General features: G+C 41.6%; 14 protein-coding genes and 1 tRNA gene. 4 read left to right on the top strand and 11 right to left on the bottom strand.

The genetic code is table 11. The features are described from left to right. Nucleotides 1-97: 97 nt before the first annotated feature. The 3 genes from proB to FTT91_RS13175 are packed head-to-tail and all read right to left on the bottom strand — an operon-like array spanning nucleotide 98 to nucleotide 2708. Complete coding sequence (gene proB / locus FTT91_RS13185; RefSeq protein WP_180169598.1) at nucleotides 98-1231, bottom strand: glutamate 5-kinase; 1134 nt, start codon at nucleotides 1229-1231, stop codon at nucleotides 98-100. A gap of 27 nt (nucleotides 1232-1258) precedes the next feature. Further along, a complete protein-coding gene (cgtA, locus tag FTT91_RS13180) occupies nucleotides 1259-2473 on the bottom strand; it encodes an Obg family GTPase CgtA (RefSeq protein ID WP_004971687.1) in 1215 nt (404 codons plus the stop codon). A 46-nt stretch (nucleotides 2474-2519) separates the two neighbouring features. Continuing rightward, nucleotides 2520-2708, bottom strand: a complete 189-nt coding sequence (locus tag FTT91_RS13175; RefSeq protein WP_180169597.1) for a hypothetical protein — start codon at nucleotides 2706-2708, stop codon at nucleotides 2520-2522. On the opposite strand from FTT91_RS13175, the gene FTT91_RS13170 reads away from it, so the two are divergent. Then, a complete protein-coding gene (locus FTT91_RS13170; protein ID WP_180169596.1) occupies nucleotides 2689-3885 on the top strand; it encodes an MFS transporter in 1197 nt (398 codons plus the stop codon). The two genes, FTT91_RS13175 and FTT91_RS13170, sit on opposite strands and share 20 nt — an antisense overlap. A gap of 64 nt (nucleotides 3886-3949) precedes the next feature. Here the strand turns inward: FTT91_RS13170 and FTT91_RS13165 are convergent, their stop codons facing one another. From FTT91_RS13165 to uvrB, 5 genes are all read right to left on the bottom strand, one after another. Continuing rightward, on the bottom strand, nucleotides 3950-4312 hold the full coding sequence (locus tag FTT91_RS13165; RefSeq protein ID WP_180169595.1) for a helix-turn-helix domain-containing protein: 363 nt from the start codon (nucleotides 4310-4312) through the stop codon (nucleotides 3950-3952). A 217-nt stretch (nucleotides 4313-4529) separates the two neighbouring features. Next, nucleotides 4530-5987 (bottom strand): glyceraldehyde-3-phosphate dehydrogenase, encoded by a 1458-nt coding sequence (locus tag FTT91_RS13160; protein ID WP_180169594.1) that lies wholly within the window; start codon nucleotides 5985-5987, stop codon nucleotides 4530-4532. A 268-nt stretch (nucleotides 5988-6255) separates the two neighbouring features. Next, a complete protein-coding gene (gene rarD / locus FTT91_RS13155) occupies nucleotides 6256-7176 on the bottom strand; it encodes an EamA family transporter RarD (RefSeq protein ID WP_180169593.1) in 921 nt (306 codons plus the stop codon). A 177-nt stretch (nucleotides 7177-7353) separates the two neighbouring features. Then, nucleotides 7354-7953 carry a lipocalin family protein gene (locus FTT91_RS13150; RefSeq protein ID WP_004971700.1) on the bottom strand — a complete coding sequence of 200 codons (600 nt, stop codon included), beginning with the start codon at nucleotides 7951-7953 and terminating at the stop codon, nucleotides 7354-7356. 170 nt (nucleotides 7954-8123) lie between these two features. Continuing rightward, the gene (gene uvrB, locus FTT91_RS13145; protein WP_104851763.1) at nucleotides 8124-10151 is read right to left on the bottom strand and encodes an excinuclease ABC subunit UvrB; all 2028 of its coding nucleotides are present in this window, start codon (nucleotides 10149-10151) and stop codon (nucleotides 8124-8126) included. Between the two features lie 252 nt (nucleotides 10152-10403). Here uvrB and FTT91_RS13140 point away from each other — a divergent pair, with 252 nt between their 5' ends. Continuing rightward, on the top strand, nucleotides 10404-11192 hold the full coding sequence (locus FTT91_RS13140; RefSeq protein ID WP_004971705.1) for a hypothetical protein: 789 nt from the start codon (nucleotides 10404-10406) through the stop codon (nucleotides 11190-11192). A 57-nt stretch (nucleotides 11193-11249) separates the two neighbouring features. On the opposite strand, the gene FTT91_RS13135 is transcribed toward FTT91_RS13140, so the two are convergent. Next, nucleotides 11250-11429, bottom strand: coding sequence for a hypothetical protein (locus FTT91_RS13135; protein ID WP_004971707.1), 180 nt, complete (start codon nucleotides 11427-11429; stop codon nucleotides 11250-11252). Between the two features lie 218 nt (nucleotides 11430-11647). On the opposite strand from FTT91_RS13135, the gene FTT91_RS13130 reads away from it, so the two are divergent. Then, nucleotides 11648-12883: a pyridoxal phosphate-dependent aminotransferase gene (locus tag FTT91_RS13130; protein WP_004971708.1), complete on the top strand. Its 1236-nt coding sequence runs from the start codon at nucleotides 11648-11650 to the stop codon at nucleotides 12881-12883. A 196-nt stretch (nucleotides 12884-13079) separates the two neighbouring features. Here FTT91_RS13130 and FTT91_RS13125 read toward each other — a convergent pair whose 3' ends face one another. Beyond that, the gene (locus FTT91_RS13125; protein ID WP_179988336.1) at nucleotides 13080-13907 is read right to left on the bottom strand and encodes a DMT family transporter; all 828 of its coding nucleotides are present in this window, start codon (nucleotides 13905-13907) and stop codon (nucleotides 13080-13082) included. 124 nt (nucleotides 13908-14031) lie between these two features. After that, the gene (locus FTT91_RS13120; protein ID WP_004971712.1) at nucleotides 14032-14490 is read right to left on the bottom strand and encodes a hypothetical protein; all 459 of its coding nucleotides are present in this window, start codon (nucleotides 14488-14490) and stop codon (nucleotides 14032-14034) included. 250 nt (nucleotides 14491-14740) lie between these two features. Between FTT91_RS13120 and FTT91_RS13115 the strand changes: the two genes are divergently transcribed. After that, nucleotides 14741-14816, top strand: a tRNA-Asn gene (locus FTT91_RS13115). Nucleotides 14817-15089: the final 273 nt, after the last annotated feature.

Genomic DNA, 15089 nt, shown 5'->3' with positions numbered 1-15089 from the left:
GAAGCATGACATGAATTGCTTAAGTAATAAAAAACCGCTTGGATATTCCAAGCGGTTTTTTTTGATAACTTCAATTGAATGATAACTTACAGCATCATCAATAAATCGCCATGTGATTGCGGTGAATCATCTCCAACGAACGTGCCTCGCCTAACACCTGATGCACTTTGTCAGAAGCCAAGCCTTTGACCAAGTCAGCTGAACGCGAACTAAAATTAACACGTCCCACAGCGACACGATGACCTTGTGTATCTACACACTCCACCACATCGCCACGTTCAAAATGCCCTTCTACCGCTTTTACACCCACAGGCAATAAACTGCGATGATTTTCTTTAATGGCTTTGACTGCGCCATCATCAATCACCAAACGTCCTGCCGTTTGTAAATGTGCCGCCAACCACTGTTGATGCGCTGCAATACGGTCATTGTCAGTAATGAACAGTGTACCCAACATTTCGCCCGCCATTAAACGCGCAAGCACATTGTCACTTTCACCACTGGCAATTAAAGTTGGACAACCCGATTTAGCCGCCAAACGCGCTGCACGGACTTTGGTCAGCATGCCACCGCGCCCAAACTTGCCGCCACCACCTGCCATATCAAACAGACTATCATCTAAAGCACGTACAGTATGGAACAGTTTCGCATTAGGATTAGAACGTGGGTCGGAGTCAAACATGCCTTGCTGATCGGTCAAAATAATCAACAAATCGGCATGTACCTGTCCTGCTACCATTGCAGCTAGAGTGTCGTTATCGCCAAAACGAATTTCATCGGTAGAAACCGTGTCATTTTCGTTGATAACTGGAATCACGCGCCATTCAATCAGGTTTTGCAAAGCATCACATGAGTTTAAATAACGACGACGATCTGCTAAATCATCATGGGTTAATAGGACTTGTGCAGTTTGAATCTGGTGTTTTTCCAGCACACTTGACCAAGTTTGAATCAAGCCCATTTGACCAATGGCAGCGCATGCCTGAAGACTGGGTAGATCGGTGGGTCGATGCTCAAGTTTCATTCGCACCATACCTTCAGCCACAGCTCCCGATGACACTAAAATAATTTCGTGTCCAGCATTGTGTAGATCTGCAATTTGTCCCGCCCAATGCGAGATTGCATCCAAATCTAAACCTTGCCCATTGGCTGTGAGTAAAGATGATCCGATTTTAACAACGATTCGTTTACAACCCTTGAGCTGACGTTGCCCATCTACCACTTCTATCATCTTGTCCTCAGTCACTTTTTGTAGCGCTTAGCGTACGTAGTACACTTCTACTTCGCCATCTTCACCATCATCGTCTTCGTCGTCATCGCCCAGCATACCTGCAAGACGTTGCTGACGGCGCATCTCACGATACGCTTCTTTCGCGGCAATGGTTTGTTCACGTGTTTCAGCTTCCAGCTGATCACGGAATGCTTTCATTTCTGCTGCGTACTCAGGATCTTCAACTTCGCGTTCGCGTTGTTGTTCAATTTGATCCATCAAGTAATACACCACTTGCTGTGTACCCTCAGACATTAAACCTGAAGTTTTGAACACAGGGCCATCCCACTGCAATTCTTCAAGAATGTGTTTACACCATTCTTCACGTGAATCTTCAGGAAGTTGATCAAGTTTATTCAACACCAACACGATTGGTAACTTTGCCAAAGTTGGAGAGAATTTTTCCAACTCTTGCAGAATTGCTTTGGCATTGTACGCAGGATCAGAACCATCAATAGGTTGAACATCCACAATGTGCAACAAAATACGAGTACGCGCCAAGTGTTTCAGGAAGCGAATCCCCAAACCTGCGCCTTCTGCTGCACCTTCAATCAGTCCTGGAATATCTGCCATGACAAAAGAACGATGACGATCTGCATCCACCACGCCTAAATTTGGCACCATGGTGGTAAATGGATAGTCAGCAACTTTTGGTTTTGCCGCAGACACGGCACGAATAAAGGTCGATTTACCCGCATTTGGCATGCCCAGCAAGCCTACATCGGCAAGGACTTTCAACTCCAGACGGATTTCACGAAACTCACCTTTCGTACCATGCGTGAATTTACGCGGTGTACGGTTGGTAGATGATTTAAAGTGAGTATTCCCTAAACCACCATCACCGCCTTGAGCGACCAATACTTTCTGACCGCTTTCGACTAAATCTGCAATAATATCGCCAGAGTCTGTATCAACAATGGTTGTGCCCACTGGAACGGTCAAAACGACAGATTCACCACCACGACCTGCACAGTTTGCGCCCGAACCGTTTTTACCACGTTCAGCGCGAAATTTACGGGTATAACGATAATCTACAAGGGTGCTTGCGTTGTCGTCGGCTTGAATAAAAATACTGCCGCCACGACCACCATCACCGCCATCTGGCCCACCAAATGGTACAAATTTCTCTCGGCGAAAACTGGCTACGCCATTGCCACCGTCGCCAGCCTCTACGGTAATGACTGCTTCATCAACAAAGCGCATCTTGCCAATCCTCTAAAACTTTAAAAGCCGTATATTCTGCCATATTTTAGAGAATTTCTCGAATTATATTTATGCAATCGTATGCGTAGATGCTTTTTATCCTTGATTGTTCAAAACACTCATTTCTTTTAGCAATGATATGATCGTTTTTTCTTATTTCTCCTTCCTCATCTGAGTTCTTATAGTGCTTTAACCCTTGTTTGCTTTCTGCCGCCATGTCTAATGCTGTTGCCACCACAACCACGCCTGCTTTATCGCCTAAATTTATTTTACTCATAGCAACCGCCTGTGGCTTGTGTGCGGGATCGGCATATTTTAATCAGCCTTTAATTTATTCAATTGAAAAAAGTTTAGGAATTAGCACCAGTCAGGCAGGCTTTGCTGTGGTTTTAGCACAAATAGGTTATGGGCTGGGTTTAATGTTACTCGTGCCTTTGGGTGACTTGCTGAATAAGCGTAAATTGATTGTCAGCCTGATGGTTTTTGCTGCGTTTTCTCAAATTTTGCTGTCTTTTAGCAGCAATTTAGCCATGCTGTATTTCTTTACCGTATGTGCCACTTTTGGTGCGATTTCTGCACAAGTGCTTATTCCGTTTGGATCTAGCATCAGTCCACCTGAATCGAGTGCTGCCATTGTCGGCAAATTGATGAGTGGCTTGGTAATGGGGATTATTTTATCGCGCACTTTCGCGGGTTTTGTATCGACCTATTGGTCTTGGCAAGCTGTCTATTTCAGCAGCGGCATCATCACCCTACTTTTTGCAGGCCTAATGTGGACAAAACTTCCATCTACGGCTGCCAATAAAAATTTAACTGTAGCGGGCATTTATCGTTCTTTAATTCAGCTGGCTGTAACCCAGCCACATTTAATTCGTAGAGCCTGCGCAGGCGCTTTGGGCTTTGCCATTTTGTCCTTGGTTTTTACTTCCATGACTTTTGTTTTAGCCAATCCGCCTTATCATTTTAGTGATTTTCAAGTTGGGCTTTTTGGTTTATTGGGTGTGATTGGAATTTTCTCATCAAGTTGGTCGGGTAAAACGGTGGGCAAAGGTCGTGTGAATTTTGTCGCAATATTATGTATTGGCTTGATGTTGTTTTCTTGCATTCCACTCTTTTTTGCACAGCAGAATATTGTGGCTTATGCCGTTGGCGTATTGATGAGTTATTTTGGTCTAACTGCTTTTCACGTATTGAATCAAAACTTGGTGTACCGAATTGATGCCACCGCACGTTCCCGCATTAATGCGGTATATATGACTATTTATTTTTCAGGTGCAGCACTTGGTTCACTGACGGCGGTCTACGCATGGCAACACCGGGGCTGGATGGGTTGTGTTGTCAGTATTTTGGTATTTGCCATCGGGATTTTGCTGATTGATCGTTATGATTTTTCACATCGACGCACTATTTAATCATCCAGAATGTGCTTTGGAGTAGGAACATCTACAGCGACTTCCCTAAAAGATGAGTAATCCATTAGTGAGAAGATTGCTGTGAAGTTTCAGGCAAATGCTGTTCTAAATACTCAATCAGTTGATTCACTCTTGCTGCAATTTGTGAGCCTTCAAAAGTGAGTTGATATTCCACTTTAGGCGGCACCGTTGGGTAAACTGTACGTAAAATTAACCCATCTTGCTCAAGAGTTTTCAGGGTTTGCGCCAGCATTTTTTCACTCACCCCTTCAATGCGCTGTCTTAGCTCACTAAAGCGGTGCAAACCTTCGCTTAAACAATGCAACACCAACATTGACCATTTATTGGCTAAATGTTCTAAACAAATCCGTGATGGACAATCTTTAGCAAGGACTTGCCCGAGTAAGTGACTGGTTGCATATTGCATAACGGTATCCTTCTGTTATTTCTATTGTTCAGGCTTTGAAAGCTTGAAAGCAAAATCAAATCTACTTACTTTTTAGCATAGACTTTATTTTGGTAAGTTTAGGATAGCGTATTAGGTGGAAATTTCAACACTCATCCTTATATTTAAGAATGAAATAAATGCAAAAAAAAGAGCTTCATTTGAAGCTCTTTTTGATTTTAAATTCTGTATCTACAAATTATGCATTTGTTTCAGCAGGAACTTTAGGATAGCTTACGCCGCCCATTTGTTCAGCAATACGCAATACTTGGCAGCTATAACCCACTTCGTTGTCATACCAAACGTAAGCAGTTAAACGGTTGCCTGAAGTAATGGTTGCTTGCGCATCAAATACACCTGCAGTACGCGAACCAATGAAGTCACTTGAAACCACTTCAGTCGAGTTGGTATAACCAATTTGACCTTGAAGATTAGAGTGAATTGAAATTTGACGAATGTATTCGTTCACTTCTTCGCGATCTACTTCTTTCTCAAGCGTTAAGTTCAAGATTGCAAGTGATACGTTTGGCGTTGGAACACGTACAGAGTTACCTGTTAATTTACCTTGTAATGCAGGCAATGCTTTCGCCACTGCTTTTGCTGCACCTGTTTCGGTAATAACCATGTTTAATGTTGCTGCACGACCACGACGATCTGCCTTGTGATAGTTATCAATCAAGTTTTGGTCGTTAGTGAATGAGTGAACAGTTTCAACGTGACCATTCACAACGGTGTACTTGTCATGCAACACTTTTAAAGTTGGTGTAATCGCGTTTGTTGTACAGCTTGCCGCAGAAATGATGGTATCTTCATCAAGAATGTCAGCTTGGTTAACACCGTAAACCACGTTTTTCATGTCACCTTTACCAGGTGCAGTTAAAATTACGCGTGCAGCGCCTGGGCATTGAAGGTGTTGTGCAAGACCTTCTGCATCACGCCATTTACCCGTGTTGTCAATCACTAATGCATTGTTGATGCCATAAGCCGTATAGTCTACTTCAGATGGGTTAGATGCATAGATCACTTTAATGAAGTTACCATTTGCGATAATTGCTTCATTTTCTTCATCTACAGAAATAGTGCCTGCAAATGGACCATGAATAGAGTCGCGACGCAATAAAGACGCACGTTTTTCTAAATCACCATCAGATGATTTACGTACCACAATTGCTTTAAGGTTTAAGCCACGGCCAAGACCAGATTGACCAATGATTAAACGCGCAAGGATACGACCAATACGACCAAAACCGTAAAGTACAACATCTTTACTTTCTACAGTTGTTGGATTGCCCGCTAAAGATTTCACAGCGTCTGCAACAAATGCATTTACATCGCCGCCTTTTTCTTTATATTCAACAGCAAGTTTACCTAAGTCGATTTCTGCTGAACCGATGTTGTCTACTTTGGTTAAAGCTTCAAGAATTGGGAATGTGTGAACAACTGAAAGTTCTACATCCATCATACGAGTACGACGGTGTGCTTTCAAAATTTGAATCACAGAACGGTTAACTAAAGAACGACCAAAAACTGAAACCATGATATTTTTTTCACGGTACAACTGACCGAGTAAAGCAATCATACGTTCCGCGATTTCTTCACGGTTTTTCCAGCGACCTTGGTGCTCTGCGTGTAGGGCGATGATAGTCTCTTTGCTCACAGATACGTCCTCTAATTAATTGTATATCTAGGCATGAATTTCAAAACCTGATAATTGTAATGGAATTGTCGTCAAGATTGAATCAAAAGCTGGTACTGACCCGAATATTTTCCTATATATTCACTATAAATTCATAAAATAGTTGTAATTATTTTTGTGATTTTAGTTTTTTCAACAAAAGTTCAATTTTTTAGACGAAAAGGAGGATGATGCCAAACCTCATTATCCTCTTGGAAATTTGAATATCTCACCATAACGACGGCTTTTATTATTCAGATGACTGTTGAATTTTCCGCTGTAAATCTTGCTGATTAATTTTTTGCTTTCTTAAATGCAAGCACCCTTCAACCACCAATAATGCAACTGCTAACCAAATTGGAATATAAGTCAGCCATTCCCCTGCTTCAACTCGTTCACCTAACAACATAGACACAAAAGCCAACAGCACAGGTTCTAAATAACTCAGTAAACCAAAAATCACAAAAGGCAAATGGCGGCTGGCCAAAATATAACTGCCAAGTCCCAATGCACTTAAAAAGCCCAATCCAAGTACCGACCAAATTAAATATGGAAAAGCTGCGATGACATTTACACTGTCACTATAATAAAAGCCTAAATATACCGCGACAGGAATAACTAGCAGTAAATCCCACCAAAACCCGCCCAAGTGATCGGTTTGAAAGACCCGACGTAAAAAGAAATATAAAGGATAGGCAAATGCCACATACAAGGTTTCCCACGCCACCGTGCCAATGCGCCAGATTTCATGACTGACACCTAGCACGGCTAAGGCAACTGCTGCCATCTGCCAAGTCGATAACTTTTCTTTATATAGCACACAGCCAAGCAAAACCATGATCAAAGGCAATAAGAAATAACCCAAAGAAACCTGCAAACCACGCCCGTTAATCGGCCCCCACAAAAATAACCACAATTGCGTAGTGCATAAAAAAGAACTAAAAATCAGCCAAAGTATGAATTGTGGTTGTTGTTTGAGCCGCTGAAAAATCGCGGAAATATGTTTTAAATCTCCCGACCACCACATAAACAAAGTTAGGAATGGCAAAGTTGCCAACATACGCCACGCAAAAGTTTCTTCGCTGTCTAAAGGTTTGAGTAATTGGGTATAAAAATACAGCACCCCAAAAGTGACCGATGCTAAAACCGATAGTGCAATGCCTTTATACATCCGACTCTCCCCTATATCAGTCGGCATTATACTCATATATACGTTGTTTTAGAGATTGATCGAATGTTCAAAATTTAAAATGACAGGATATAAAAAACCACGCAGCTTTTGCGTGGTCAATTGGTCTGCATACGTTTGTCTGCTTATATCTATAAGTAGCTCTGGAGCTGCTGCAACTTAGTCTGACTTTTTAGTTTGCGTATGTCTGGTATAAATCACATCACTTAAGTCATAACCGAGTGATTTGGCATAGTTCAGATATTCAGTCACGACAGCCTGATCAGGATGCGGCGTACGTGAAAGTACCCATAAATATTTACGGCGTGGTTCACCCACCAAGGCAGTTTGATAGTCATCATCTAGCTTTAACACCCAATAATCACCACGCCCTACAGGCAACCAACGAATGACTTCAGGTAAAAAGCTAACTTTGAGTTTGCTGTTAAAAGGCGCATTTTGTACAAAAGCTTCGCCCAAAGCACGCATTTGTTTGCCATCTTTTGCAATACAACGGTTATCCACCTGCACATTGCCATTTTCATTCAATGTATATGCTGCTGTTACATTTGAACCGCATTTGTTTTGGAAATATAAAGGCTTTCTTGCAACCTCATACCAAACGCCTAAATATTTATCTAATTCGACTTTTTCTACCGTTTTCATCGGTTCATTGGTTTTGGAATATGCCATAGTCGCAGCACCCAAACCAATCAGCACCACACCACCAAGGGCAATTTTGGCAAGTCGCGCACCTGCAAACGGAAGTTTTTTAGCCATTGTCCCAACCTCTAAACTCTAATGTTCAGTCAATTTTGTTTATCTTCTTCAAAAATAACCGCAAGCATTTCAATTTACTGTATGGATATGTAATTTTTGCAACTCAAATTTTACATAGCAAGTTTAGTATGCAAACTCGCACTTACACTGACAGTGCAATTCGCCCCAATTTAGCCAGATTGCAACATTTGCGCTTTTAAACGCAAAATTTCATCACGTAAACGAGCCGCTTGTTCAAATTGCAGTTCTTTAGATGCTTTCAACATCTCTTTTTCAAGTTTGGCAATATGTTTGGCATACAGTTTAGGATCAGCCAAAATGTGCTGTTCATCGTCACTTAAAGCACGGCTTTGTGCATTGATTTTTTCATCAATTTGCTCATCGTTCAGCACTTCACCTGTGTCGATTTCTTTAATCACCTGACGCACTGCACTACGTGGAGTAATGCCGTGCAATTCATTAAATTCAATTTGTTTGGCACGACGACGCTCTGTTTCATCTATCGCCTTTTGCATTGAATCGGTAATGCGATCTGCATATAAAATTGCTTTACCTTTCAAGTTACGTGCTGCACGTCCAATGGTTTGAATCAACGAACGTTCTGAACGTAAAAAGCCTTCTTTGTCGGCATCTAAAATTGCCACTAAAGACACTTCAGGCATGTCTAAACCTTCTCGTAACAGGTTAATGCCAACCAAGACATCATGCACGCCTGTACGTAATTCGTGAATAATTTTGACGCGTTCTACGGTATCAATATCAGAGTGTAAATAAGCCACTTGAATGCCGTATTCTTTTAAATACGAGGTCAAATCTTCAGCCATGCGTTTGGTTAAAGTGGTGACCAACACCCGCTCATTCAATTCTTTACGCAAATTGATTTCAGACAGCACATCATCCACCTGCGTTAACACAGGACGAATTTCAATTTCTGGGTCAATCAATCCTGTTGGACGCACCACTTGCTCTACAATTTGTTGTGATTTTTCCAACTCATATTGTGCAGGTGTAGCGCTCACATAAATTGTGGATGGGACGATGCGCTCCCATTCTTCAAATTTCATTGGACGGTTGTCTAACGCACTAGGTAAACGGAAACCATAATTCACCAAGTTTTCTTTACGTGATCGGTCACCTTTATACATCGCGCCAATTTGCGGAACGGTCACGTGCGATTCATCAATAATCAGCAAGGCATCATCAGGTACATAATCAAACAAAGTGGGCGGTGCTTCGCCTGCAGGTCGTCCAGACAAATGTCGTGAATAGTTTTCGATGCCGTTGGTATAGCCCAATTGCTGCATCATTTCTAAATCATAGCGGGTACGTTGTTCTATGCGCTGCGCTTCTAGCAATTTGTCATGTTCGCGAAAAAACACCAAACGCTCTTTTAGTTCTTCTTTAATGGTACCAATCGCACGTTCCAAATTATCCTTAGGCGTAACATAGTGACTTTTAGGATAAATAGTCACGCGCGGCACTTTACGCACCAATTTGCCTGTTAATGGATCAAACCAACGAATCGAATCGACTTCATCATCAAATAATTCTATGCGAATAGCATGCTGATCAGATTCAGCAGGGAAAATATCTAAAATTTCACCACGAATACGGTAAGTACCGCGCAAAAACTCTAGCTCATTACGGCTATATTGCATTTCCACCAAACGACGGATCAAATCATCACGATTCACCCGATCACCTTGCACCACATGCAGCAACATGCTCATATAAGCATTGGGGTCACCCAAACCGTAAATTGCAGATACCGATGCGACAATAATGGCATCACGACGCTCTAGCAAAGCACGTGTGGCCGAGAGTCGCATTTGGTCAATATGATCATTAATAGCCGCATCTTTTTCAATAAAAGTATCGGAAGATGGTACATAGGCTTCAGGCTGATAATAGTCATAATAACTGACAAAATATTCGACTGCGTTGTTCGGAAAGAACGCTTTAAACTCACCATACAACTGCGCTGCCAGCGTTTTGTTATGTGCCATGACAATGGTCGGACGCTGTGTTCTGGCAATCACATTGGCCATGGTATAAGTCTTACCTGAGCCTGTAACCCCAAGTAATAGCTGATCATGATAGCCCTGTTCTATCCCTTGAACCAATTTTTCAATGGCTTGCGGTTGGTCACCCGCAGGTTGATAGTTGGTGACTAAATCGAAAGGTTGCTTATCACTCACAAATGCAGCTCTCAGGTTTGATGCGACCTAATATTTTAGCAGATTTGCCTACACTCAGGACATCCGAATATGTTGTGGCGATGTTGCGTAGCTACAAAGCCATTGCTCGGTTTTAATTCTGTATTGGACGCTGTTAGAACGAAGATGTGCTACGACTAAATTGAGCACGGGGAAACTGCTTTAAGACTTGACCCACTGGCTATTCAAAGGCAACATGAAATTTCAGGACGACAACCATAAAAGCACACATTCATGACTTACCAATATCACGACGAATCAATTATCAAAAGCCTCCCTGAAGATACTGTTTTCGTATTTGGCAGTAACATGGCAGGACAACATGCAGGTGGTGCAGCACGAACAGCCAAAGAATTTTTTGGTGCCGTTGAAGGCGTCGGGCGCGGTTGGGCAGGACAAAGTTTTGCCATTCCAACCATGAATGAACATTTACAACAAATGCCACTATCGCAAATTCAGCACTATGTGGATGACTTTAAAATCTATGCCAAAAACCATCCTAAAATGAAGTATTTTTTAACTTCAATTGGTTGTGGTATTGCAGGTTATACGGTTGAAGAAATTGCCCCTATGTTTAAAGGCATTGCCCATAATGTGATTTTTCCTGCGTCGTTTCGTCCTTTTGTCGAAAAAGCATTGCCTAAACTAACGCAAAAATTACTACACACCATTTACCGTGATTCTGTGATTTTTACCCCTGCCACCGATGAATTAATTGAAGTCTTGGCATTGAGCGATAATGAAAAAGCCTTGGCTAAAATCATATTGAATACACAAATGTACCCAACTGACAGCAATGGGCGTGATCGGGTCTTTGAAATTCAGGATATTTTGCACAACTTAAATGGTAAGGTATTCGAGTTCCAAAATAATTCAGAAGGCCCAATGCTATTTGGTGCAGCGATTTTGGCTTTATTGGAATTGTATAATATCAACGAGCAAGATTTTAGCGATGTATGGCATGGCGTACGTGAAATCTCGCCGCCAAAACCTGCCAACAAAGCGCGTAAGCATGTTCGTTAATTTCAATACTTTTAAATCCCCATCAATAAAAAATGCCACGTAATTGTGGCATTTTTTTTAGCGCTTACCCATCGAACGACGAGTACCACGTGGCGGTGGCCAAGTCTTATCGGCATATTGCTCAGGTTTAGGACGCACTGAATTATGTACCGCCTGATCATTATCCTGCGCTGTATTTGGCATTGGGAATGGGAGATTCACCAATGGTTTTTTTGAAGTAGGCTGCTGCTTACTCATGACCATTACTCTTATAAAATTTGGACTATTTTAAAGTTTTTTGCCGCCCGATGCGAGAAACTTCCACCTCACAGCAGTTTTAATCACGATTTCATAGGAAATTGGTCTAATTTGGTGATTTTTTATTAATTTGATGCAATTTTAAACGACGCAGACATCGAATTTAAGCTAAGATAATATGCTTTTTATTTTTTTATCCCTATAAGAAGGAATATGCCGTGGACGTACGTCTCTCTGATCGTGTCAATGCCATCAAACCGTCCCCAACACTTGCAGTAACCAATAAAGCCGCTGAACTTAAAGCTGCGGGTCATAACGTTATTGGTTTGGGTGCAGGTGAACCGGATTTCGATACACCACAACACATCAAAGATGCAGCTATTGCAGCAATTAATAACGGTTTTACAAAATATACTGCTGTTGACGGTACGCCTGGTCTTAAAAAAGCCATTATCGCAAAATTAAAACGTGACAATAATCTTGACTACCAAGCGAACCAAATTTTGGTGTCTTGTGGTGGTAAGCAATCATTCTTTAACTTGGCGTTGGCTTTGTTAAACAAGGGTGATGAAGTGATTATCCCTGCACCGTTCTGGGTAAGCTATCCAGATATGGTGATTATTGCTGAAGGCGTGCCAGTCATTGTGGAATGTGGTGAAGAACAACGTTTCAAAATCACGCCTGAACAATTAGAAGCTGCGATCACTGACAAAACACGTTTAGTGGTGTTAAACAGCCCATCTAACCCTACAGGTATGATCTACACCAAAGCTGAATTAGAAGCTTTGGCTGCTGTACTACGTAAATACCCTGAAGTATTCATTGCATCTGACGATATGTATGAACCAATCCGTTGGGATGATGAGTTCTATAACATCGCAACAGTTGCACCAGACCTTTATGACCGCACAATCGTATTAAACGGTGTGTCTAAAGCTTATGCAATGACTGGCTGGCGTATTGGCTATGCAGCGGGCCCTGCTAAACTAATTGGTGCGATGAAGAAAATTCAATCTCAATCGACTTCTAACCCAACTTCTATTTCGCAAGTTGCTGCAGAAGCTGCATTGAACGGCCCACAAGACGTACTTGAGCCAATGGTTGAAGCATTCAAACGCCGTCACGATTTAGTTGTAAATGGTTTGAATGACATCAAAGGTATTTCTTGCTTACCTGCAGATGGCGCGTTCTATGCGTATGCAAACATCAAACCATTGATTCGTGCGAAAGGCTTAAAATCTTGCACAGAATTCTCTGCTTGGTTATTGGAAGAAACTGGTGTTGCCGTTGTTCCTGGTGATGCGTTCGGTTTAGGCGGTTTCATGCGTATTTCTTATGCAACTGCAGACGAAGTGCTTGTAGATGCGCTTGCACGTATCAAAAAAGCAGCAGAATCAATTGAAGGTGTAGATGAAGCGATTGCTTCAATCGAAGCTGAAAAAGCTGCAAAATAATCTAAACCTGTTTAGATGAACAAAACCCACGATTGAATCGTGGGTTTTTGTTTTTAATTGCGTTTTTTCACTCACTATTTCCCCTTCTTTCTGAGGAGAGAGATCACAAACAACGCTTTAAAAAAGCCTCACAATCATTTCTTGATAGATATAAGAAATTCAATAAAAGACCAAACCCGCTGCAATCTAAACGGTTTTATACACGTGGTTTAGTTAAAATCACCATCAAAATACCACACAACACAATCAAGGTTGCCACGACCATCAACAGGGTGAGTTGTTCGCCTAGAAAAATTACACCGCCTAAAATCGCCAAACACGGCACAGAAAGTTGCACAGTACTTGCGGTAATGTGATCAATTTTTTTCACAATGCTGTACCACAACACATACGCTCCAGCCGAAGCCAATGCACCCGACAACACTGCCAAAACCACCCCCTGCCAAGTGATAAAACTTTCGGGTAAATACCAAAGAAAAAATACAGCAACAAGTGGTGTCGCCAGAATGAAATTAGATAGAGTATTGGTTAAAGCATGCTGCATCGTCTTTGCAGCAATACTGTAAAAACCCCATGCAATACCTGCCAGTAACATCATCAATGCATATTTGAACGTTGGCGTACTGGCTTCAGGCAATAGCAACAAACCCATCCCCAATATAGCACAACCTAACCCGACCCAGCGCGGCAAAGTCATGCGCTCACCATGCAAAATCGCATAACTGATCATGGTGATTTGCACTGCGCCAAATAGAATCAATGCACCAATGCCTGCATCTATATGCAAATATGCCAACGAAAAACCGAGTAGATATACAGCAAGGCTTAATGCAGATTTCCATTGGAATTGAATTGGTTGTTGAACCTGCAAAACAGCATAGAATATGCCTAAGCACACTGCCCCACTGCCAACCCTGAGCAAACTAAAACTCATAGGGTCAATTTGCTGTTCAGCCAATGCCAAACGACACAGCAAAGAATTTGCAGCAAATGCGAGCATGGCAATGCATATTTTAATCCACACGGCTGAATATCCTTTTCAAGCTGTTCGCAAATTTTTATCACAGTTTATAACACTATTTTGGTGCAAGTCATTTAACTCGATTCAATGCAAATCTATTTGGCTGGCAATGATCAATCATCATAGATTAAACACTGTTTTTCAACGCAGTAATCAGTTCTGATTTAGACACTGTAGGTTGAGATGTTCCTTTATATTCACATAAATAGCGAAAAGCAAAGTCTAATTCTACACGCAATTGTTTTTGTTCAGACACAGACCACACGCGTGAACGGTTACTCCCCGAAAGCGCGCTGCCCGCCAGTTGGTACAAATACAAATCATGATCACGCTGCAATGGTTTTTTGGTGCCGTTGTCTGGATGGTCTGAAAGCAATTGGCAGGTCGATTGAATGAGCCATTTTTCACTAAACCACAACTGCAATAAATCGCCCAAATACAAATCTTGAGGTGCCAAAGGCCAGACATGAATAAACGCGCCTTCTACAGCAGTGTAGTATTGTTCAGGCGTAGACAAGATAGAAAGATAATGTTCTTGATAATAAGAAAATTGAGAAAAAATGTCAGAAATGCTGAGCGTATTCATTCGCTTACTCCGATTTAGCCATTTTAGTGCTGGCAAGTTGGGTTAAATCCACACTGTTTAAGATGCTACTTAAACGCTTTGTTCTGTCACTCAGACTAACAACCGATTTTGTGTAACGCAAGTCTTGTGGGTGATTTTTTAATAAAATTTTGTTTTTTGTTCAAATAAAAAGCATATAAAGTCAAAATGAAAGAAACATGACAATTTATGCTTGACCCTTGCTTAAATCTGCTTATAATCGCATTCAGATTCTCCCATAGCTCAGTCGGTAGAGCGACGGACTGTTAATCCGCAGGTCCCTGGTTCGAGCCCAGGTGGGAGAGCCAAATTCTAAAAAGCCCAAGCATAACGACTTGGGTTTTTTATTGCCTAAAATTTATGGATGATGTGGTCTGTAAATAACCAAGCAGCGATTCATGCCTTAATCGTTCAAAAAGATGAATGTAACTGTTTTGGGCAATTCAGCTTAATGTAACCCGAATTACGGATAAGAAAAGCCCTTGAAAAAAAGGTAGTTAGAGCCATTTAGAAAGTTACGACACAACCCAAAGGCTCTAACTACCATGTACGATTTTACAGAAATTTTTTGTATTGTTGAT

Source organism: Acinetobacter sp. YH12021 (assembly GCF_013420145.1).
In the GTDB taxonomy this organism is placed as follows: domain Bacteria; phylum Pseudomonadota; class Gammaproteobacteria; order Pseudomonadales; family Moraxellaceae; genus Acinetobacter; species Acinetobacter towneri.
The sequence above is the reverse complement of the archived record's forward strand: the minus strand, read 5'-3'. Positions and strand labels throughout refer to the sequence as shown.